A 23,837-nucleotide genomic window follows, 5' to 3' on the forward strand; every position below is an offset into this window, starting at 1 on the left:
ATGGGTTTTGATGGAGTGGAATTATATGTAGATATTAATCAAACTCAACCTCAAAATGTGAAAAATATTTTGGCAGATAATGGGTTAGAAATATTTTCCATGACTCCTAGTAATGTAGATTTAGGAAGTAGCGATCGCCAAACAAGAATGGCAGCTCTAGATTACTATAAAAAGTTAATTGATTATGGAGCAGAATTAGGAAATCCCATCATTACTTGCCATGAATATATTCAGAGTCAGATGGGAACTACTTATGCAGGTTCCAGAGATAATTTAATTGCATCTTGCCAAGAATTAGCAGTTTATGCAGAAAAAGCACAAATCAAATTAGGATTTGAACCTCTGAATCGTTATTTATGTCGTTTCATTCTGAATAGTAATGATGTTTTATCTTTACTTGCAGAAATTAACTCGCCAAATATGACTGTTATTCTAGATACCTATCATGGCAATTTAGAAGAAGCAAATTTAGTTGAAGCTATTCAAAGATGTGGGGATAAACTGAGTGTTTATCAAATTGCTGATTCTAACAGAAAAGGCATTGGTTTTGGCCATACTAATTTTGCCGAACATTTCGACGCACTTGATAAGATTAAATTCTCCGGTCCGATAATTATTGAATGTGCTCAACCAAGACAAACACCAGGTTCAAAAGAAGAGATAGATTTGGATGAACTTAAATTTCATTTGTCAGTAAGTAAAAATTGGATTGTGAATCAAACAAAAGTATTAGTTGCTAATAGTTGATTTATGGTTAGTAGTTTTGCTCTAGCCCTAAATTAATGTTAGAATATTCCCTCTATTTCTTTTTCTACAGTAATGCTGCGCAAATAGTCTAAACTTATTGTACTAACTAAAAAAACGTACTGCTATATTAAGTATTTGAGGAGCCAAAGCCCAACTACTTGTCCTGACCAAAAAACATACTGCTATGTTAAGTATTTGGTAAGCATTCAGCCGTCAACTATTGCTTTTAATTTTAGATAAAAGCTTTACTAATTGAGTCAGAATTTATACTTACTATAAAAGCTGCCTGAAACAGTCTATATTCATTAAAATCCTCTTTTTTTTGCTGAAATATGACTGCTAATAGCTGAATGCTTAAAGTATTTGAGGGGCTAAAGCCCAACTACAAACAATTTTTGTTGGGTTTCCTACGTCTACCCAACCTACGCTTATTGTTTCCTTTAAATACTACGAATTAAAATTAGGATAAAACAAAATGAATCCCATCTATCAAGACTTAAAAGAAAAACATATTTTAATCACTGGTGGTAGTAATGGAATTGGCGAAGCTTTAACTAAAACATTTGCCGAACAAGCAGCAGAAGTTACAATTTTAGATAAAGATTATGAAAGAGGTTTAAAAGTAGCTGAAGAATGCCAACAATATCATTGTAAAGTCAACGTCTATGGAATAGATTTAACTGATAGTGAAGCTTTAACAGAAACTTTAGCTAAAGTTAAAAAAGACAAACCAGTAGTAAATGTTTTAATTAACAATGCTGGTTACGACCCCCGATGTAATTTGCTAGAAATGTCAGCACAACAATGGAATGATTTATTTCAATTAAATGTTGTACATTATTTTATTACCTGTCGAGAATTATTACCAGAAATGATTAATGCTGGTGGCGGTAGTATTATTATGACAAGTTCTCACCTAGTTTGGATTGCCAAACCAGATATGGTTGCTTACAATGCTACAAAAGCAGCAATAGTAGGTATGGTTCGGACTTTAGCAGAAGCAGTAGGCAAACACCATATTCGGGTAAATTCTGTAGCACCAGGTTGGATAATGACAGAAAGGCAACTCCAACAGTGGGTGACACCAGAAGCAAAACATAAAACTGTACATGAGTTACAATCAATTCCCATAGAATTAACACCCCAAGAATTAGTCGGAACATATTTATTTCTCGCTTCCGATACATCCAGAGCAATAACTCGTCAGACCATAGTTGTAGATGCAGGGTATGCACAGACTTAAAAGTCAAAAGTAAGATTGTCTGAGCTGAAATTATTGAGTTTGTGTAGGTTGGGTTGAGGAACGAAACCCAACAATAAAATTATTGAGCTGCTGTAGGTTAGGTTGAGTGTAGTAGTGGACTGACACAGCTAAAATGGTGTAATAAGCGTAGTGGACTGATACAGCTAATTTTGTGCAAAATTGTAGGGTGTGTTAGACGGCTTAAATTCAGACTATGAAAAGGATTCAGCAATCCGTAGTAACGCACAATTTTAGTCGTGTCAGTCCAGTAGGTTGGGTTTAATAATTAAACCCAACAAAACCTTACTGGTGTTGGGTTTCACTATCGCTCAACCCAACCTACATTAAACTACAAACAAAGGAAGGTGTAAGTGCGTTGCAATGCACCCTACTGGACCGACACATCTAAAATGGTGCGTTACGACAGATTGTTAAATACCTTTGACAGCATAGATTATAGCTGTCTAACGCACCCTACAAGTTTTGCTTAGAGGTTTTTGTTGGGTTGCGCTGTCGCTTAACCCAACCTACAGATATACAACTATTCTCAAAAATTAACTATGGGTATTAACAAAACTTTATTAATTATGGCAGTTGTCGGTGGAGCTACAGTTGCCAACCTATATTACAATCAACCCCTACTAGCAATAATTGCCGAAAGCTTCCATGCTCCTACTCAGCAAGTTGGGTTAATTCCCATGATGACACAAATCGGTTATGCTTTGGGGTTGCTGCTATTTGTACCCTTGGGCGATATCATAGAACGACGACGCTTAATTGTGACAATGCTGATAGCAACTGCTCTAGTTTTACTAACAGCAGCTATCTCTCCTAATATTAGTTGGTTAATTGTTGCAAGTTTACTTATTGGTATGACTACAATAGTGCCCCAACTTGTTGTACCGTTTGCTGCTTTTTTAGTAGAACCGGGAAAACGTGGCAAAGCTGTCGGAACTGTGATGAGTGGTTTATTCATTGGGATTATTTTAGCTAGAATGACTAGCGGATTCGTCGGAGCAAATTTTGGTTGGCGAGCAATATATTTCTTTGCTAGTGGGTTGATGATATTAATAGCAGTAGTATCAATATTTGTACTGCCAAAAGCAAAACCTTCTGTCACTCTCTCATACCCCAAATTGATTCTTTCTTTGGGACAAGTAATTCGAGAACAATTATTATTGCGACAAGTAGCTTTAATTGGGGCAATGTCTTTTGCTGCTTATAGTATTTTCTGGAGTACAATGGCTTTTTTCCTGAAAGCGCCACCCCTAAACTACAGTAGTAAAGTAGCAGGAATGTTTGGTTTGGTTGGTATTGTTGGAGCTATAACAGCGATAATTGCTGGTCGAATGGCAGATCGAAAAAATCCTAGATTGATTTCTATGTTAGGTGTCGTGATTTCTAGTTCATCATTTTTAGTATTTTCTTTAGCAAGAGATGAATTATGGGGTCTAATTTTGGGAGTAATGTTGTTAGATTTGGGAGTGCAGACAACTCAAATCTCTAACCAAGCACAAATTTATAGTTTGCCTGCCAAAATACATAGTCGTCTGAATACGGTTTATATGGTTTCCTATTTTGTGGGAGGATCGATGGGGTCTTACTTTGGTAACTATGCTTGGAGTAATTGGCAATGGAACGGAGTTTGTGGTGTTGCCTTATTTGTTCTAGTTTCAGCTTTGAGTATTTTATACTTTACAATTTTCTGGAAAAAACCAAAGCAACAACTTTTGAGTGCTAGATCGACAAGATGAAATTTTTGTGCAACCTCCTCGTAGTTGTGCTCAAGCGCTCCAAATATCTCTAGCAGCGCTAAAGCGCAACTACAAACTCAGACTTTTTTATAATTATTGCAACCAACTTTACCGAAAATTTGTGGTTGAAAGTCTTCTCTTTATAAGAGGATAAAAAGAAAAATTTTCCTTTTTTTGTGGTATTATAATAACAGAAAAGACACTCCGCTGTTAAGCTTTAGTGTCAAAAAAAAGGTCAAAGTTCTTGAAAGCTAGATATAAATATCGCATCTACCCTAATCAGATCCAAATAACTAAATTAAATCAACTTTTTGGTTGTTGTCGGTATGTGTGGAATCAATCATTAGCACATTGTAATCAGTTATATGCTTCAGGAGAAAAGAAACCAAGCTATATTAACTTAACTAAGCAATTCATAACACAAGCTAAAAGAGAATTGCTTTGGTTGAAAGAGGTAGCTTCTACTCCATTGCAGCAGTCTCTCAAAGACTTAGACCAAGCTTACAAAAACTTCTTTAATCGCTGTACTGGCAAGCGTAAAGGTATTAAAGTTAAACCACCAAAATTCAAAAAGTGCAAGTCAAAACAGACAGCTAGATTTGTTGGAGCTAATTATAAAGTTGGTCAAGATAAAATCTATCTACCAAAAGTAGGCAAAATCAAAATAGTTTGGTCAAGAAAATTGCCAAAAGAGCCTACTTCTCTAACAATTATCAGAGATTCAGCAAATCGTTATTTTGCTAGTTTTGTAGTAGAAACTAATTCGGAATCTCTGCCTAAAACTGATAATTCAATCGGAATTGATTTGGGTATCTCTACTTTTGCTACATTGAGTAATGAAGAGAAAATATTAGCTCCTAAGCCACTGAAAAATAACCTCAAAAAATTAGGTAAGTTTCAACGTAAATTTGCCAAAACTCAACCTGGTAGCAAACGCCGTGAAAGACGTAGGCTGAAAATAGCTAAACTTCATGCAAAAGTCAAAGATATTCGTACAGACTTTCTTCATAAATTATCAACTGATTTAATTCGTAAATACGATGTAATTGTGCTTGAAGACTTGAATACCTCAGGTATGGTTAAGAATCGTAAGTTGGCTAAAGCAATTAGTGATTTAGGATGGCGACAATTTAGGACTTTAACTGAGGCTAAATGTGAAAAATACGGCAGAGAATTTAGGGTCATTGATAGATGGGAGCCTACATCGCAAAAATGTAGTTGTTGTGGATTTAAAGGAGGTAAGAAAGAGTTAAATGTCCGTGAATGGACTTGCTTAAATTGTGGTGCCAAACATGATAGAGATATTAATGCTGCTATCAATATTCTCAATACTTCTGTAGAAACAGTTGTAGAAACAGCACCTCAACCCAAAACCAAGGTTGAAGAAACTGTGGAACTTGAGAATCCAATTCAGCTATCACTTTTTGATATAGTCGCGGGGGGGCACTCCGAGACATTAAACAAGACGAGGATCCAACGTAAATCTACCCGTAAAAAGGTAGTTGATGGTAATGAGTCGTCTACCCGCCCTGAGTTCTTTCAGCCTAGTCTGTTTGAATAGATGGGAATCCCGCGCTGCAGGTGCAGGTCAGGGTCGGGAGGATGTCAAACAACAAAATAAACAGGAATTTTAACTATGCGTCCTATACGTGCCATTCGCTTTGATAATTTCGGATCTCCGACGACTCAACTCAAACTTGAAGAACTTCCCACTCCTGTTTTGCAACCAGGTGAAGTGTTGGTTGAAGTTCATGCAGCATCTATTAATCCCAGTGACGTGAAAAATATTTTGGGAGTTATGGAAAATACTACTCTTCCACGCACACCCGGTAGAGATTTTGCTGGAGTTGTCGTCGCAGGTGAGCCAAATCTAATTGGTACTGAAGTTTGGGGAACAGGAGGCGATATTGGATTTATCCGCGATGGTTCCCACGCTTCTCATTTGGTATTACCTGTAGCAGCAATACAACCCAAACCTCAAAATATATCCATGATACAAGCAGCAACTATCGGAGTTAGATATATTACCGCTTGGTTATCTTTGATTGAAGCAGCAAATTTACAACCAGGAGAAACTGTTTTGGTAGTGGGAGGAACAGGTGGGGTTGGCAAAGCTGCAATTCAAATAGCAAAATGGAAGGGAGCTAAAGTTTTAGGTACAGTGCGACGGGAATCAGATTATTCAATAGTTGAAACATCTGGTGTTGATATCGTTATTAATTTGGCAACGGAAAATCTTAATTCTGCTGTTTTAGCTGCTACTGGAGGTAAAGGTGTGGATGTTGTATTGGATACAGTGGGGGGTTCTATGTTGGAAAATAGTATGTTGACCCTCAGTCCTAGAGGTCGTTTGGTCGCTATTAGCGCTCCACCAAAAGAAGCGAAAATTTGTTTTGACCTCCGGGATTTTTATCACCGGGAGTTGCGCTTGTTTGGGGTAGATAGTCGAGCTTTTGACGTAACTCAATGTGGGGAAATTTTGGCAGAACTCAATCCCTTGTTTGAAACAAATGCTATTTTACCACCAGAAGCGATCGTTACTTACCCACTTAGGGGAGGAATAATTGCCTACGAACAAGTACACAATAGAACTAATGTTTCTCAGCTAGTTTTAACTACTAATATGTAGTAATATCATGTCCGGATAATTAGTAGACATCTCCAGAAAAGAGGCAGTAGGCAGTAGGGGGAAAGAATTGATAATTTCTGTATGATAATTGATTTGATTTTTGATTATTGGAGATGTCTAGTGATGAAAAAACTTTCTCCTTTTTTTTCCTTCTTCTTCCCTCTTTTTTTCTCCTGATATAGAATCCGGTTATATAGTATATATTTATAATTCTATCCACACTTTCTCGCCTTCAATCTCCTCTACTCCCCTACTCCCCCCAACTATATAATAAGTGTTCAACCGGATTTTATATGACTCCTGACTTCTGACTTCTAACTTCTGACTTCGTTAAACCTCCGAGACTCGAAAACTGTTGTAAGATGAGACAGTTTATTGATTAATCAAGGAAAAGTGTCTCAAAGCACAAAAAATTCTATCAAAATTTACCAAGATTCTAATTTTCAGATTATTATTGGAATCACTTTAATCGCACTTTTAGGCAGTGGTGCTATAAGTCCTATTCTACCTTCAGTAGCTGAAGATTTGAATGTTTCTCCCGAACATATTGGTTGGGTAATCTCAGCATTTGTTATTCCTATTACTATTGGTAGTCCAATCTTTGGAATATTAGCTGACCGTTATGGCAAAAAGCAAATTTTGATACCTGCTTTACTCTTATTTGCAATTGGTGGAACCATTTGTTCATTAGCTCCCAATTTTCAGACCTTAATAGAGTTTCGTTTTGTACAAGGAATTGGTGCAGCACCACTAGAATCATTAGTTTTAACATTAATTAGTGACTTTTATCGCGGCAAATTACTGACAGTAGCGATGGCTTTTAATGCCATGAATATCGGTCTTGCTTTAACTATTTATCCTTTAGTTAGTGGTGGGTTAACTACCTGGGGATGGCGCTATCCTTTCTTATTATCTTTGATGGCTATTCCCTTAAGTTTTTGGGTTTTATTTTATTTAAAAATTCCGGCAAGACCTAAGCAAAAATCATTTAACTTAAAAAAATATTTGAGAAACATTTGGCAAAGTATTAATAATTATCAAGTAGGGGGTTTGTTAATAGTAATTGTTTCTATTTTTATTCTCTCATTTGGTTCTTGTTTAACCTATATTCCTTTATTTGCCGATCGCCAGTTAGGAGCAACTCATATTGTAATCGGAATTATTTTAGCAAGCAGAGCTCTTGCCTTTGCATTTGTTTCATCTCAATTAGGGCTATTTGCCAAGTCCCTATCTGAAGTTACTCTGATAAAAGTTGCATTTGTTATTTATTGTATTGCTTTTATAATTATTCCAACAGTTAATAATATTTGGCTGCTATTTATACCTTCCATTTTATCTGGTTTTGCTCATGCTATGATATTTTCCTCAACTCAGTCTTTATTAGGACAATTATCTCCTGAAGAATATCGAGCAGGTTTTATGGCAGTTAATGTAACAGCTTTATCTTTGGGGCAAGCTTCAGGTCCAATTTTAGCAGGAACTATGTTTACTATTTGGGGAATGCCAGGAGTCTTTTATAGCAGCGCAATTTTTTCTTTGGTTATTCTTGTTCTTATTAGTTACTTGCGGATAAATACTCCCTCCCTAAAAAGTTGAAAGCAGCTTCTTACGGATATCAGTCATCAGTTATAAAAAAAACTTTATCTCTTCTAACCTTTTTTTCCCCTCTGCCTTCTGCTTTCATTCCTCCAAAGTGTAATACCAAATTGATAAATATTTGCTACAAATAGCTAGGATATTTCTTAGGAGTCAGTCCTCAGTCCTCAGGAGTCAGAATTAATAGCTTCAATACCATTTTTCAGGTCAGAAATCATTTTTTTTGTCAAAGGACATATCCTGCATTTGTCTTTTTATTCCTCTTACTATTCGTAACATTCTTTTTTCACGCTTAGTGTAAATAGGGTTTACCGATCTAATCTAAAAGCATTGACATATAAAGACAAGTGCCTTTTTGGGGCCTTTAAAAAGTGCACCTGTTTCAGCTGTTCATGCTTATGCATGGAGCGTATCTTAGGCGCATAGTTGGGCCGAAAAATCCCAAATTGACAATTCTTACTTCTGCCTCCTCACTTATTCCCCGTTCCTCCTGTCTCCTGTCTCCTGTCTCCTGTCTCCTACCCAAAAGACTTTTGAGCGCAAACCCTAAATATTTAACGGGACATGATATAAGTTACTAAGTTCACTTATCCCGATATACTATGTCTGTAAATTTATCTCAAACTTCTGAACCACAGATTTCGGCAAATTTATTTCAAACTTCTGAGCCAAAAATGAACTATATACCCCGTTCATTTGATGTAAATGCAATAGAAAATTTTTACACCTGCACTATTGTTACTAAGAATGGGATGGAAAACGTATTTAATCATTTTTTGCCTAGAGATGGTGATATTTATGTAGCAACTTATCCAAAATCTGGTACAACTTGGACTATATCAATACTTGGACATTTAGTAAAAAAAGTTTGTGAAAAAGGTATTTCACTAGGCTTTTGTACAGACATTTTTTGTCCTTGGTTAGATTTGGCTGCAAGTACAGAAAACTGGGGTTCAATATTTTCAAAGTTTGAGGGGGCGACATCCCCACGATTTTTTAAATCCCATGCTAGTGTAGGTTTAATCAAACAACCAGCAAGAATAATTCAATGTTTAAGACATCCTCTAGATACGTTTGTTTCTGCATGGCATCATGTTAGAGGAAAAGAAGTTTTTGAATATAACGGATCTTGGCATCATTTCTTTTCCAAAGTAGCGCTAGAAGGAAAATTTGAGAGCGGTGATTGGTTTGACTATCACGAAGAATTTCTCAAAGCTTCTAAAGAAGGAGAAATTGAGGCATTATTTTTAAGGTATGAAGACATGAAAAAAGATAATGCTATTTCCGCTATACATGAACTTGCTAATTTTATTGGAGTTGAATCCTATGATGCTTCAGAAATATCTAGAGCTACTAATTTTACAAAGATGAAAGAAAAATCAAATCAGGGACACATTGAGAAAGATGGAAGCTTATCTGATGTTTTGGTTTCTCAAGAAGTTGGTGATAGAAATCATCCATCTAAGGCACATATACGCAAAGGAATTGTAGGAGATTGGAAAAATTACTTGAGCGATAGTGAGCTGAATTTGTGGCGGAATTATGTACAGATCAAAAAAGAAACCTGTCCCCATGTGATAGATTTCTTTTCTTTAGAGGATTTACTTTGTTAATTTTCTGGAATTTTTGCTCCTCGCAATTATTGCATAAGGGAATAGGTCATAGGGCAGAATAATCAATTTATGAGTCACTATTTACTATTCCCTTTAACCGCTGCTCCAATGAATTTAATAGATTTCATATATCTATTTATACCCAAAAGCAGCGATGCTTGATTTGATTTTTTTTGTAATATATTTACCAATAAAATGAGTATAAGTATACAGCGAAAAATCGGCGTTACTACCTGGATATTTGGTCAGAATAAATTAGAAAAAACTGCCAATATTATTTCAGAGATGGGTTTTGATGGAGTGGAATTATATGTAGATATTAATCAAACTCAACCTCAAAATGTGAAAAATATTTTGGCAGATAATGGGTTAGAAATATTTTCCATGACTCCTAGTAATGTAGATTTAGGAAGTAGCGATCGCCTGATGGTCTGTGATGATAACTTCTTGCCTATGAAGCTAATACACCATTTTAAGCTTGACGCGCCACTAGATTTTAGCCGTATCTAAAATGGTGCGTTACGACGGATTGTTAAATACCACCCGCAATCTAGATTTTAGCCGTCTAACGCACCCTACAAATTTTGCTATATGTGGTGGTTATGCGTAAGTTCTGAATTATTCAACTACTCATTCAAACTACCATCAGGCATAATTGCCCCTTGCAAATTTGCCCCTTGCAGATTAGCATTTTCGATATTTGCTCCTTGTAAATTGGCATTTTTCAGGTTAGCTCCCTTGAGTTTAGCTCCCTTGAGGTCAACACCCATTAACTTAGCACCAGTCAAATTTGCTCCTACTAAGTCTGCTCTCCTGAGATCAGCATCTTTTAAGACTGCCCCCTTGAGATCTACACCTCGGAGATTAGCACGACTCATCATTGCCCCACCTAAATTCGCTCCTCTTAAATTCGCTCCTTTGAAATTCGCTTTAGTGAGTTTAGCATCTTTAAGACTAGCACCTTGCAAATTAGCAGCTTGCAAATTAGAATTCATCAAATTTGCACCAGATAAATTAGCTCGTCGTAAATTAGCATTTTCTAATACTGCCCTCATTAAAGTTGCTCCACGAAGGAAAGCTTTTTCCAATTTGGTATTTTGCAAATTAGAACTCATCAAATTTGCTCCCTCTAAACGAGCGTTAGACAAATTAGCTTGCTGTAGTTTAGCTTTAACTAGGTTTGCTCCTTGCATTTGTGCACCTTTGAGGTTGGCATTTTGCAATCTAGCTTCCCTGAGTTCGATACCTCTCAAATTAGCTTTGAATAAATCTGCTTCTCGCAAATAAGCATCTTCAATTTTAATAGCTGCCAAGTCAGCACCACGAAGCTTACAACCTTGGCATTCTCCAGTTGTTTGTAATTGCTCAACTGCACTCTTACCTGAGATTTTTTTGGTGACAATTTCCTGTTGAGGTCTTTGTGTTTTCGAGAAATTAGTTTGTTGTTGTTGCTGTCGAAACACTGTTAAACTAGTAGCTAATATAGCAACAGCTGTAATACTAGCCATTCCAAATATAGCAGATGTTTTTACAGGTTTCATTGCCATCGTCACATTCTTAAAATTAGCAGCATCACCAAACATGGGAATTGGTTTGAGTGCGGCTAAAGCTGCTGCTGCATTTTCAAAACGGTCTTTGCTATTGGGAGACAGCATTTTTTCTAGCCACATTGTGAATAATGTACTCAGTTGTGGCATTAATTTTTTGACATTAAAACTATAGTTGCGGTCTATTAAGTTTTTGACCTCTGTACTAGGAGTACCTGTTAGCAAACAGATCAAGGTTGCGCCTAAACTATATAAGTCAGAATTTATAGTAACAGTACCATTTAATTCTTGTTCTGGTGACATAAACCCTGGAGTACCACTTATAGCATCACTTAAAATATCTTCTCTTCCTATGCGTGCAGAACCAAAATTAATTAAATGTGCAATAGGGAATCTTTCACCATGGGAGTGGGTATCAACTAATATATTTTCTGGTTTGATATTACCGTGAATAATTGGTGGAGTTTGCTTTTGTAAATAAACTAAAATTTCTAAAGTTGAAATCGCAATTTGCTTGATTTGTTCGGGAGTAAAACTTCTTCTTTCTGCTAAAGAATTGCCTTTTTGATATTTTGTAATTAAGCAAAATCCTTCGGTGGTTTCTAAAGAGTCTACATAATTGGGAATACGAGGATGTTGTAGTTGTTTGAGAATTTCTACTTCTCGTTCGTAAGCTTCAAACCCTGCCCAATTTGCATCACTATCTGCAAAACGAAATTCTTTAATGACCACCTCTTGGTCTTGTTTGAGAGCTAGTCCCTGATATGTCACTTCTCCTTCGTTTTGGTGACGTTCTATTTCTCTAATAATTTGATAGCCGTGGCTAGAAAGGTCTTGGTTCATGTTAATAGTACCGCCGTTTTTTTCTACCTGTAAATGGGGTGCTAATGCAATAACTCTATTTAAGAATTATACCATATTTTTTATTGAGTAGCAATTACAAATTACCGCTATTCCTCATTTTGGCAATAATATTTAAGAATTATAATTTTTTTTTGATGAAATAAAAATTAGGTACATCAGAAGTTATTTAGTTACTTAGTTAGCTGGCAAACTTTTATTATACTTGTACTTAATTATGCTAAAAATAAGTGGCATAATCGAGCTATATTAATTGCTGTTTATAGCTAAAGTATTTACAATAAATTTTTTCCTAAAGATGGTATTTTTTTATACTTTTTATACAATCGTAAGTATCGATATACCTGAGAGACTGTTTTTTATTACCTAATTATTGAGATGAGTTGAACACAGTGCTAATAAATTTCAAAAGGACTCTTTTATGGTAAAATAATGCAAAATAATTTGGAGAAAAAGAGGTTTCTATGACAGAACAAAATGCTCGTGATTTATTTAAAGCTGCCTACGAACATCGCTACACTTGGGACTCTAATTTTCCTGGTTACAGTGCCGATATTGAACTAAAACAAGGGTCAGAACTGTACAATGGCCAAATTTCGATAAAAGCAGACTTCAGTGTAGAAGTCACAGGTATCTCAGATGAAGAAGTACAACAAAGCGTTTATACTCAACTGCGGGACGTAGTTACTCACCGCAAACGTTCATCCTTTGAAGCATCCCACGGTAAAAATAGTTTTAGTCTAGGCGATCGGGATGAAACTGGTGCAGTAGAAATTCTCGTCGAGGGTGATGCAATGGGGTCAAATTACAAGGTTAGAGGCAGAGAAATTTGTCTAGTTAGTCGGGTAATGGGCCGAATGGCTTTCGTGATTAATACTCACAAAAGCTTGGATACAGGAGAAGGTTTTATTGCTACTCACTATAACGCCATTTTCCGCAACCCTCAAACCAATGAAATCATCAGAGAACTAGAGTTTGAGGACAGTTATGAAAAAATTGGCAGTTACTACATAATGACTCGTCAGGTAGTCAATTCTACAGAAAAAGGTCAAGTAACAACAACCGAATTTAACTACTCTAATATCAAATTGCTAGAACCAGCAGTTGTGTAGAAACAATCTGAGCTTTTGGTCTATTTTGATGTTAATTCAGCTAAGATTAATTTAGGACAACCATAGTTCTAAATATTATAAATTCAACAAAACAAGGAGAAAAAATGGCTAAAGCATTAACCCCGGAAAATGTGGAAAATGTATTAGATGAATTACGTCCCTATCTCGTTGCAGATGGTGGTAACGTGGAATTAGTAGAAATTGAAGGTCCGATAGTAAATCTTAGACTAATGGGAGCTTGTGGTTCTTGTCCTAGTTCTACTATGACTCTCAAAATGGGTATCGAGCGCAAACTTAGGGAAGAAATTCCTGAAATTGTTGAAGTCAATTCTGTGATGTAGTTATATTTTTCCCACTCACATTATTTTTGGTGTGGGTGGGAAATTTCTTAATCAGAAAACGCACAGTTATATCATGTCCGGTTGAACAGTTATAAATAAACGACGAAGGAGTCAGTCCTCAGGAGTCAGGAGGGAAGAAAGAAGAAGTAAAGAGAAACTTTTTTTGATCACTAATTATCCGGACATGATATTACAGTAAGGAACAAGTTGCTTAGGACATAGATTGATGATTAAACTCAGACAGGGAATGTTTTTTCCCCTGCTCCCTGGTATACATTAGAGTTGTCGCTAAATAAAGGGAAAAAATCACTCTAACCTAGACAGAGCAATAATTCCCAGCATTTTTGCCATCCAATAGCTACAATCCTTACAGAACAAGGTTTTTGGGGAATTTTTAAGTTATAAAGCGACAAGTCTATTAATAGTTAATGAGGTATTATTTTTCATAGGTTATAGGAGACAAGGAATAGTAATGCCCTCCGGTCAGCGACTGACGCATCTGGTAGCGTACCAAAACAGAGAACGGAAAACTGTAAACAAAAAAATATCTGAGTAGTAAATATACAAATAATTTTGTCTATCTACTAAAAAAATAATCTGTTAAAAATAACTTTAAATCTACTTAAAAAACATACAGTTGATTATCTGAAAATCCACTTAATTACTCCTAAGCAACTGTATCTTAATGTCTTTATTTGACAGAGAAAAAGCTGAAAACTCAGACAATGCCAGATTTTTCTTTCTTCCTTATTCCTTCTACTATACAAGTAATACCAAATCAGGGTATAAAAGGAGGTTTTTCTTATTCACAAATCCTATGTATAGCAAAGGTTAAAACTTCCCACGGCTCCCCTACCTGACTCCTTCGTCATTTATTTATAACTGTTCAACCTAACATAATATTATATTGTAACTCAGATAATCACACATAAATAGTCAGTATCAGTAAGTAGCTAAATCAAGTTCTACAAAGCTGTAGTTCCTAGAATTAAGTATTAATTGTTAGGTCAATTTTTCTCATCTACAAACCTGCAACCACTATTTGAGCCATTGTCAATTACTCATTACCCATTACCGACCTTTATCAATGAAAATTCTAGTTGTAGAAGACGATCAATTTATTGCCGAAACTTTAGCTGATGCCTTAACTGAACAACTTTTTGTAGTTGATATAGCCACAGATGGTCAAGTAGGTTGGGAGCAAGCTCAAGCCTATGATTATGATTTAATTTTATTAGATGTAATGCTGCCCAAATTAGATGGTATTACTTTATGTCAGAAGTTACGTTATATTAATCAAAATATTCCTATTTTACTTTTAACCGCTCGTAATAACAATCAAGATAAAGTAAAAGGTTTAAATGCTGGAGCTGATGATTATGTAGTTAAACCATTTAATTTAGAAGAGCTTTTAGCCAGAATTAGAGCATTATTACGGCGGGGAAATGAGTCTGCTTCTCCCATCAAAAAATGGGGTAATTTATGTTTAAATTCTCAAAATTGTGAAGTTACTTACAATAACAAACAGTTAAATCTTACTCCTAAAGAATATGAAATTCTAAATCTTTTTATGCACAATAACCAAAGAGTTTTTAGTTGTAGTGCAATTTTAGATAAAGTTTGGAGTTTTGAAGACACACCTACAGAAGATACAGTTAGAGCGCATATTAAAGGTTTAAGACATAAATTAAAAGCAGTGGGCGCGCCTAGTGATTTAATCGAAACTGTTTATGGTTTAGGTTATCGGTTAAAACAAGTTGAAGAAGGAAGAAGAAGGAAGGAAGAAGAAGGAAGGAAGAAGGAAGAAGGAAGAAGCGGTACGACCCCGTGTCGGCGACAGACGCAAGCTGTCAGACCCCGCGACGACGACAGTCGCAAGCGGTCGAAACCCAGCGAGGTCTCCTCGCCATGGGAACGCCGACCAAGAGAGGGAACGCTGACCAAGAGAGGGAACGCTGACCAAGAGAGTAAAAAGTGGATGGGGACTCAAACTCCAACCAATTGTAAACACTGTTTATGCGGCAAGGTATTAAATTCAAAAGAAAAAGATAAAGAAAAGTCTCAAAAATATCAGGAATCTCAACAAAAACTACAAGATTCCATCAGTAAAATATGGGATAGATTTCAAGGAAGCATTAATGAGCGGATTGGTGTATTAGAACAAGTAGTAGTAGCTGGAAAAAATGAAATATTAGAGATTGATTTACAAAAAAAAGCACAACAAGAAGCTCATAAATTAGCAGGTTCTCTAGGTACATTTGGTTTAGTAGATAGCTCAGATTTAGCTAGAGAAATAGAAACTTTATTGGCAGCAGAAAAAGCTCTTAATTCTGACGAAATATTTAATCTATCTAAATTAGTGAAAAGTCTATGTAACAAGATAGAAAACTATAGTAATATCGACCAAGAAAAAAGTGATAATCAACAGATAAAATATCTCGATCGTCAATATTATATTCCTATAGTTCCAGAATGTAAATTATTATTAATACTAGACAAAGAAAGTTTATTCGCAAAACAATTAGTTGAGGATGCTGTCACAAAAAAAATACAATTTAAGCTGGCTTCAGATGTTTTAATAACCACAGATATAGATGCTTATATTAATCAGGATTTAAACTATAGTTTGCCAGATTTATCATTCTCTCCTAATGTAGTTTTACTTGACCTTGAAGTTGTTGCTAATTCAGAGAAAATATTAGCCAAAATTTCAAGTCAGATGCCATCCTTACCTGTAGTTGTACTTAATACTAAAGGTGAATTGAACGATCGCGTAAAAATTGCTAAACTAGGAGCATCAGCATATCTAAAAAAGCCATTACCCGCAGCTCAAGTTATAGACATAGTATTAGATATCTGGCGAAAAAATCAGACTTTAGCAACTGTGATGATTGTAGATGACGACCTGCAAATTTTAGAGACCATCGAACAGATACTAACGCAATGGGGAATTAAAGTTGTAACCCTGAGTGATGAGCGATATTTCTGGAAAACCTTGGAAAATAAAGTGCCAAATTTATTAATTTTAGACATAGAAATGCCATATTTTAATGGAATTGATTTGTGTCAAGTTATTCGTAACGATCCACATTGGAATTGGCTTCCTGTTATATTTCTGACAGCTCATTACAACCCTATTATTTGTCATCAAGTTTTTGCTGCTGGTGCAGATGATTATATCTGTAAACCATTTAAATATTCTGATTTAATTACTCGTGTTATGAATCGGATTAAACGTAGTATAAGTGTTTAATTATTCAACGAAGAGACTGTTAAAACTTTTAAATAGGATGAAAAAAAATGCCAAGTGTAGCTGAAAATCAAACCAATTTAATAGAATCTTTAAAAAATGCTAATGCTCAATTAAAAGCAGAAATTAGGGAACGTAAAAGAGCAGAAAAAGCACTACAAGAACTAGTAGAAAAATATCAAAAAACATCTTTACAACTCCGAACTTTGATTAACGCCATGCCAGATATTGTCTGCTTTAAAGATGGGAAGGGTCAATGGCTAGAAGCTAATCAATCAATGCTGGAATTATTTGAAATAGAAAAAGTAGATTATCGTGGTAAATCAGATATAGAATTGGGAGAAATTAGTAGTTTTTATCGAGAGGCTTTTTTATCTTGTCATCATAGTGATAGAGAAGCATGGAAGAAAAGAACTTTGTCTAGGGGTGAAGAAATAATTCCCAAACCAGATGGCAGTGTCAAAATTTATGACGTAATTAAAGTACCGTTATTTTATGAAGATGGAAAACGTAATGGAATTGTTGTTTTGGGGCGTGATATTACAGAGCAAAAACAAACAGAAAAAGTGATGATTAGATTAGCTTCTATAGTAGAATCCTCTAATGATGCAGTTATTGGTAATACTTTAGAAGGAATTATTTATAGTTGGAATTCAGGATCTGAGGCAGTTTATGGTTACTCTATTTCTGAGGTAAAAGGCCGTTTTATTTCTATGTTAGCTGTGCCAGAAAGACCAAATGAAATTTCCCAAATTTTAGCAAATATTAGGGCAGGAGCTAGTATAGATAATTATGAAACTGTACATATTAGAAAAGATGGTAAACATATAGATGTAGCTTTAACAATATCTCCAATCAAAGATACTGAAGGTAATATTATAGGAGTCTCAACTATTGCTCGGGATATAAGCGATCGTAAGCAGATAGAAAAATCTTTTGAACAGCTTCGTTACCAACATCAATTAATATTAAACTCAGCCGGAGAAGGGATTTGTGGAATAGATATATTGGGAAAAATCTCTTTTGCTAATCCAGCAGCAGCAAGAATGACTGGTTATACAATTAAAGAACTGGTAAATAGTGACTGGAGTTTGATAATTTCTGGGGTTGAAGAAGGAAGAAGGAAGAAGGAAGAAGGAAGAGGGAAGAAGGAAGAAGGAAGAGGGAAGAAGTTGATGGGGACTCAAACTCCAAGCAATTGTAAACATCCTGTAGATGGCGGAGTATTAAACCACAAAGAAAAAGATAAAATTAACAACAAAGAAGAAGGAAGAGGGAAGAAGGAAGAAGGAAGAGGGAAAAAGTTGATGGGGACTCAAACTCCAAGCAATTGTAAACATCCTGTAGATGGCGGAGTATTAAACCACAAAGAAAAAGATAAAATTAACAACAAAGAAGAAGGAAGAGGGAAGAAGGAAGAAGGAAGAGGGAAAAAGTTGATGGGGACTCAAACTCCAAGCAATTGTAAACATCCTGTAGATGGCGGAGTATTAAACCACAAAGAAAAAGATAAAATTAACAACAAAGAAGAAGGAAGAGGGAAAAAGTTGATGGGGACTCAAACTCCAAGCAATTGTAAACATCCTGTAGATGGCGGAGTATTAAACCACAAAGAAAAAGATAAAATTAACAACAAAAATGATAATTTTTCAGCACAAAAAAATAACTCAGATAGTCAAGTTACAACAACTTTAAAAAAAGGAATAGTTTGTCAAATTACTGATGAATTTTTTGGGCGACGAGATGGGTCACATTTTCCCGTAGAATATGTAAGCACACCTATTTTAGAACAGGGAAAAATTATTGGTGCAGTTGTAACATTTAAAGATATCACAGAACGTCAAGCAGTCGAACAGATGAAAGACGAATTTATTTCCGTGGTGAGTCACGAGTTACGCACTCCTCTTACTTCTATTCAAGGTGCTTTAGCTTTATTGAAAAGTGGATTACTTAATCAAGCACCAGAAAGAGGTAACAAGATGCTAAATATTGCCGTTACTAACACAGATCGTTTAGTACGGTTAATCAACGATATTCTAGATTTAGAACGTCTTCACTCCCAGCAAGTAAAAATAGTTAAACAAACTTGTAACATTGCTGAACTAATGCTCCAGACAGCAAATGAAATGCAACCTATTGCAGAGAAAGCAGGAGTTAATTTGTCAGTAAGAACAGTCGATACTAAGTTTTGGGGATGCCCCGACAAATTAATTCAAACCTTAACTAACTTACTTAGTAATGCCATCAAATATTCCCCGAAAGGAACAACAGTCTGGTTGACTGCTAGCAAACAAGTTATAAATAGAAACCATACTATTAGCTCCGATAACTTCACTTCAACAGTTAAAACAAAATGCACTGAAGCACCTGCCTTTAATATCAATCATAGTTATCAAGTTTTGATTGCAGTTAAAGACCAAGGGCGAGGTATTCCTGCCGATCAGATAGAAAGTATTTTTGGTCGCTTTCAACAAGTTGATGCTTCTGACTCTCGCCAGAAGGGAGGCACAGGTTTAGGTTTAGCCATTTGTCGCAGTATTGTCCAACAACATCAAGGCAAAATTTGGGCAGAAAGCACTTTAGGAGAAGGTAGCACTTTTTTTGTAGCCTTACCAATTTTGGATGAGATATAGAACCAATTTGGGATCTATTCAAGGGGAGATGGGGAGATGGGGAGTATGGGAAGTGTGCAAGGAACAAGTTGCTGAGGATTTACAGCGTATTTCATATGTTTTGGGCTTGTTTTTGTTTGAGTTACCAGGGACTACCAACCATAGTAAACCCTGACCAATAATAAGGATGAGATAAATTATCATTCTCCAGATTTGCTAACGCCGACGGTAACACCACTACCCTATGCACTCCACTTCCCCTTAACTCTCCTTCTGCAATAACCACTTTCCCTCGTAACATTGCTAACTGTGCTCGTCTCAACGCTTCTGCCTTAATCTTTGTATCATTCAAATGACTATAAAACTCCGTCATCAACCCCAATGTACCCTCATCACTCACATACCATACACTAGCTAACGCTGACTTCACTCCTGCTGCTACCGCTAACCCCGCAAAACCTAACTCAGCATTTCTATCTCCTATTGCAGTACGACAAGCTGATAATACTAACAGTTCAACAGTAGATTCATTCCAACCAAGTTCTCTCATTTTGTCTAACTTTATTTGTTCAGTTCCCCACAATTGAATGTAAGAATTACTAGCTTTTCCTGGGAGAAAATCAGCATGAGTAGCTAAATGAATAATTGGGTAAGAATAACTCTCTGTTTGAATAACTAGATGATCAAGAGTAAAATCTTCATTGAGGAACATATCACCCTGCCATAACCGTTGCGCAATGTTTTCTAATTCTACAGGTACTGCTGGTAAGGGTTTGTGTTCAACAAATTCACTTGCTCCCATTGCTAATACTTGAGTATCTTGAAGTGGGCGATAGTTAGCATCCATTAAACTCACACTAGGAATTAAACTGAGACTGTATTTTTCTATGAGAAATTGTTCTCCATCATGTAATGCAGCAATAGGTAAAGTTCGTAAACCTTCATCCATACTAAATAGTAAAGTCTCAATATTTGCTGCTTTTAATTCTGCTAATATAGGTGCGATCAACCAATCATATAATTTTTGTGCTGGTGAGAGATAGCTATCAGTATAACGGTTATTCGGATCTGTAATTTGAAGTCGTAGTTCTAGTACAACTTCCATAAGTTTTTGGCGGTTAGCTTCGGCAATAGTTTTAATAATTGGTTGACCCGATCTGGTATATAAAATTATTTGTAATTGTTCGGGATAGGCATTAATATAAACAACGGCTGATTCTTTTCCTGTTTGGTTAGCCATATCAGTTAAGATATCTCGGACATTTTTTGTCTGGAGTAATGTTTCGTCAAAATCTTCTCCAAAATAATCTGAATATTCTTGGATTCGATTTTTTTCTAATATTGTTACTACTGGCTCAAAAGTTGTATTCAAGGTAAGATTTGAAGTCAAATTAGCATTATTAGAGTTTGATAAAGTCTTATCTTTTAAAGAATTTGTATAAATCATTGATAATTCGATATTTTTGGTTGAATGTATTTGTTGAGTAACACCATAAATCTTATGTTCCCACATAATATCTGGAAAATTTTGTCTATAAATAATACCAGTAAAAAAAGTTATTTCATGTTCTTTATCTGATTGGAAATATATTTCTCTAGACAACTGATTTGTTGAAAACTTTTGATAATTTTGATGATTTTTAATTACCAAATCTTCTTGATGTCCCCTACTTTTTTCCTGATGATTTCCCAACGATAAAATGCCTCTTTCTAGGTTGGTATCTAAAGATTTATCTGCTGGTGAAAGTTGGGATAAATCTTGATTTTTTTCTGTGAAAAATGATCTACTTGTTATTGGTAAAGCCCAGATTAATGCTAAAAGATAATTCAGTAGAACGAAGGAAAAAAACAACTTTGGCAAACTGCAATAATTTAGAGTTTTAATTAATTTGAACTGACCTTGATAGAGTTTCAATAAATCTGCTTGTGTCATTGGTCTTGATTGAGTAAAATATTTGTACTTGTAGTGGCTGCTCTGCAATAAGTTTTGAACTACATTACCTTTTTAGAGCCTTTCACAGCCACTGTCACAATCTGATCAGAAAACTGATCAGATCGGGGCTTGACAAAATCAACTTTATGAAGTAAGGAAAAAAATGGAGAGAGGGAAGAGGGGGAAGAGGGGGAAGAGGGGGGAGAGGGGGAAGAGAGGGGTTGGGGGAGAGGTCTTAAATTATGAAACCCCAAAAAAATCTAGAGGTGCTACTAGCTTCACTCAGAGGTACTATTAATATTTGCGTAATATTTGCGTAGCATGACAAACGGAAAGTTCCAACCCAGGAGGCTAACTAATAACTAATAGCTGATAACTGATAACTGATAACTGATAACTGAAAAAGCTGATAACTGAAAAAGCTGATAACTGAAATGACAAGACGGCAGAATACGTTGAAGGCATCTGAGTCGGAATGCCAACAAATAAAACAACGAATTCAAAAACTTAATTGGAGAAGGGGAGAAAATAGTCAAGCACTTGTAGAGGCGAGTAAAAATTTAATATTTGACACAATTATTACGGGTTATGAAATTACTCTAGAAAAACTAGAAGAATTAATTGATGAAGAAGCAGTTTATATCCCTAAAACTCAGAAATCTGAATATCGCCAATTTAAGCAGAAAATTAAAAAATCAGCTAATCAAATAATCAGCAGTTTTAAATTAGAAGAGTTAATTGAATCAGATATTATTTTGGCAAAAAATATTTCTTATCGCACTTGGAGTAATTTCCAAAAAGGAACTCCCATTGATAAATCAGCTTTTGTAGCTTATTGGAAAGCTTTGGGTTTTGAAACAGAAATTATTCAAGAATTAGGTACTAAAAAAAATTCCTCAGATTTCCATAATCGTTCCACTCTGTTATATCGGATATTACTAAGTGTAAATCATCGACCTCAAATCAATATTTTCCAAAATTTAGCCAAACATAAACGGCGAGTAGGCGGATTTTTCATCCAAGGAAATTGTCACTATTGTCGAGCTTGGTTAATGCGTAGAATTGAAACGGAAATTATTAAATATGGAGCAGCAGAAGTTAAAAAGTTAAGTTTTGACCTAGCTTCTGATTTGACAGAATTTTCTATTCCTACTATTTGGATGAAACTAGGTGCAGAGTTACAGTTAACAGGTGCAGATTTTATCCAAAAAAAGCATATTATTTTGGTATTCAAAAATGTAGAGACTTTAGACAAAAAACGCTTAGAAGAATTATTAGAACAGTTTTGGTTTCCTTTAGTTAAACAAATCCCAGCAGGTAAAAACTTTTTGATTATGTTTTTAGAAGACTGTGGCGGTCAAAATGATTGGCGAGACAATACGGAAATATTTTCACAAGTTATTAAAATGCCAATTGCAGAATCTATATCTGAAACTGATATTCGAGAAGCTATTAATCAAGTAGAGATAATTTTACAGATGCAGTTACCATCAATAAATGATGCGATTGGAGATTTATTGAAATATAGTAAAAATGGCAAATCTCGCCTAGTCCTAGAATATATGTACAAACTTTTTCAATGTCAATTCAGTCGGGAAACAAGATGGCAAACTTACCCCTAAAATATGAAGGAAATATCCAACCGCCGACGGGTGAGTGGAATAATTTAGTACAACAAAATTTATATCCCTACTATCCTGATGACTTTTTAAAAGAAGCAGTTAATTTATCAATTAGATTAAATCGTCCTCTATTATTAGAAGGAGAACCTGGTTGTGGTAAAAGTCGTCTTGCATACTCCATTATTTATGAATTTAGTCAAAGATATCCTGAGATAAATTGGAAATTTCGACTGTGGAATGTTCAGTCAATTAGTAAAGCACAAGATGGTTTTTATACTTATGATTATATCGGACGTTTACAAGCAGCACAGTTAGCAAAGTTGGGGATAAAAAATCAGGAAACTGACCCTACTAATCTAATTAAATATCTAGAGTTAGGACCTTTAGGTTATGCCTTTCAAGAAAAAAAATATCGAACTGTAGTCTTAATTGATGAAATAGATAAAGCAGATACAGATTTTCCCAATGATTTATTATTAGCACTAGAAGAACAACGATTTGAAATTAAAGATTTACGTCCCCGGCGTTGGTTAAAAGCTAATCCAGATGCTCCACCAATTGTAATTATTACTAGCAACCAAGAAAAAACTTTACCGAATGCTTTTCTCCGCAGATGTTTGTATCATTACATTGAATTTCCCGGTCAAGAACAACTAATAAAAATTATTAATGCTAGGTTTCAAAATCCTCCTAGTGAAATTGTAGAAAAAGCAATTGATAGATTTTTAGAATTGCGAGAAATGATGGAAGATGAACGAGGAGAAACTGGGAAAAAAATAAGTACAAGTGAATTAATAGATTGGTTTGCTATACTGAATGAGTATCCTCCAGAAGAAATAATAGAAAAATTAGAAACAGGATTACCCTTTGCCAGTACATTATTAAAAAGTCGTAGCGATCGCGAAGATTTTTTATAATAAGGAATAATTTTATTTCCGTTTAATTAGGGTTTACTGAATAAGTAGGTAAACACGAAT

At 35.3% G+C, this 23,837-nt stretch carries 16 protein-coding genes; 14 read left to right on the top strand and 2 right to left on the bottom strand.

All coding sequences use genetic code 11. The features are described 5' to 3' along the window. The 8 genes from F6K27_RS10805 to F6K27_RS10840 form a co-directional block, all read left to right on the top strand. Positions 1-747, top strand: a 747-nt coding sequence (locus F6K27_RS10805) for a sugar phosphate isomerase/epimerase (protein WP_287300864.1), incomplete at its 5' end; no start/stop codon positions are given. 475 nt (positions 748-1,222) lie between these two features. After that, positions 1,223-1,990 (top strand): SDR family NAD(P)-dependent oxidoreductase, encoded by a 768-nt coding sequence (locus F6K27_RS10810; RefSeq protein ID WP_124143325.1) that lies wholly within the window; start codon positions 1,223-1,225, stop codon positions 1,988-1,990. Between the two features lie 560 nt (positions 1,991-2,550). After that, positions 2,551-3,744: an MFS transporter gene (locus tag F6K27_RS10815; RefSeq protein WP_287273264.1), complete on the top strand. Its 1,194-nt coding sequence runs from the start codon at positions 2,551-2,553 to the stop codon at positions 3,742-3,744. A 244-nt stretch (positions 3,745-3,988) separates the two neighbouring features. Next, on the top strand, positions 3,989-5,305 hold the full coding sequence (locus tag F6K27_RS10820) for an RNA-guided endonuclease TnpB family protein (protein ID WP_287273265.1): 1,317 nt from the start codon (positions 3,989-3,991) through the stop codon (positions 5,303-5,305). Positions 5,306-5,380: 75 nt separating this feature from the next. Continuing rightward, positions 5,381-6,373: a zinc-binding alcohol dehydrogenase family protein gene (locus F6K27_RS10825; RefSeq protein WP_287273266.1), complete on the top strand. Its 993-nt coding sequence runs from the start codon at positions 5,381-5,383 to the stop codon at positions 6,371-6,373. A 393-nt stretch (positions 6,374-6,766) separates the two neighbouring features. Next, positions 6,767-7,969, top strand: a complete 1,203-nt coding sequence (locus F6K27_RS10830; protein WP_287273267.1) for an MFS transporter — start codon at positions 6,767-6,769, stop codon at positions 7,967-7,969. A gap of 602 nt (positions 7,970-8,571) precedes the next feature. Next, on the top strand, positions 8,572-9,582 hold the full coding sequence (locus F6K27_RS10835; protein ID WP_287273268.1) for a sulfotransferase domain-containing protein: 1,011 nt from the start codon (positions 8,572-8,574) through the stop codon (positions 9,580-9,582). A 195-nt stretch (positions 9,583-9,777) separates the two neighbouring features. Then, the gene (locus F6K27_RS10840; RefSeq protein WP_287273270.1) at positions 9,778-10,092 is read left to right on the top strand and encodes a sugar phosphate isomerase/epimerase; all 315 of its coding nucleotides are present in this window, start codon (positions 9,778-9,780) and stop codon (positions 10,090-10,092) included. 116 nt (positions 10,093-10,208) lie between these two features. On the opposite strand, the gene F6K27_RS10845 is transcribed toward F6K27_RS10840, so the two are convergent. Beyond that, positions 10,209-11,972, bottom strand: a complete 1,764-nt coding sequence (locus F6K27_RS10845; RefSeq protein ID WP_287273272.1) for a serine/threonine-protein kinase — start codon at positions 11,970-11,972, stop codon at positions 10,209-10,211. Positions 11,973-12,454: 482 nt separating this feature from the next. On the opposite strand from F6K27_RS10845, the gene F6K27_RS10850 reads away from it, so the two are divergent. The 4 genes from F6K27_RS10850 to F6K27_RS10865 all read left to right on the top strand — a co-directional run bounded on the left by F6K27_RS10850 (position 12,455) and on the right by F6K27_RS10865 (position 19,326). Then, entirely contained in the window at positions 12,455-13,102 is a 648-nt protein-coding gene (locus F6K27_RS10850; protein WP_287273274.1) for a DUF3386 domain-containing protein, read from the top strand. A gap of 104 nt (positions 13,103-13,206) precedes the next feature. Continuing rightward, positions 13,207-13,443, top strand: coding sequence for a NifU family protein (locus F6K27_RS10855; RefSeq protein ID WP_287273275.1), 237 nt, complete (start codon positions 13,207-13,209; stop codon positions 13,441-13,443). Positions 13,444-14,530: 1,087 nt separating this feature from the next. Beyond that, entirely contained in the window at positions 14,531-16,696 is a 2,166-nt protein-coding gene (locus tag F6K27_RS10860) for a response regulator (protein WP_287273277.1), read from the top strand. A gap of 47 nt (positions 16,697-16,743) precedes the next feature. Next, entirely contained in the window at positions 16,744-19,326 is a 2,583-nt protein-coding gene (locus tag F6K27_RS10865) for a PAS domain S-box protein (RefSeq protein WP_287300865.1), read from the top strand. 121 nt (positions 19,327-19,447) lie between these two features. On the opposite strand, the gene F6K27_RS10870 is transcribed toward F6K27_RS10865, so the two are convergent. Then, positions 19,448-21,238 carry a CHAT domain-containing protein gene (locus tag F6K27_RS10870; protein WP_287273281.1) on the bottom strand — a complete coding sequence of 597 codons (1,791 nt, stop codon included), beginning with the start codon at positions 21,236-21,238 and terminating at the stop codon, positions 19,448-19,450. A 434-nt stretch (positions 21,239-21,672) separates the two neighbouring features. On the opposite strand from F6K27_RS10870, the gene F6K27_RS10875 reads away from it, so the two are divergent. Beyond that, a complete protein-coding gene (locus F6K27_RS10875) occupies positions 21,673-22,860 on the top strand; it encodes a hypothetical protein (protein WP_287273283.1) in 1,188 nt (395 codons plus the stop codon). Beyond that, the gene (locus F6K27_RS10880) at positions 22,842-23,777 is read left to right on the top strand and encodes a MoxR family ATPase (protein WP_287273285.1); all 936 of its coding nucleotides are present in this window, start codon (positions 22,842-22,844) and stop codon (positions 23,775-23,777) included. Before F6K27_RS10875 ends, F6K27_RS10880 begins: the two co-directional genes overlap by 19 nt. Positions 23,778-23,837: the final 60 nt, after the last annotated feature.

It is taken from the genome of Okeania sp. SIO2F5 (assembly GCF_010692685.1).
Taxonomy (GTDB): Bacteria; Cyanobacteriota; Cyanobacteriia; order Cyanobacteriales; family Microcoleaceae; genus Okeania; species Okeania hirsuta.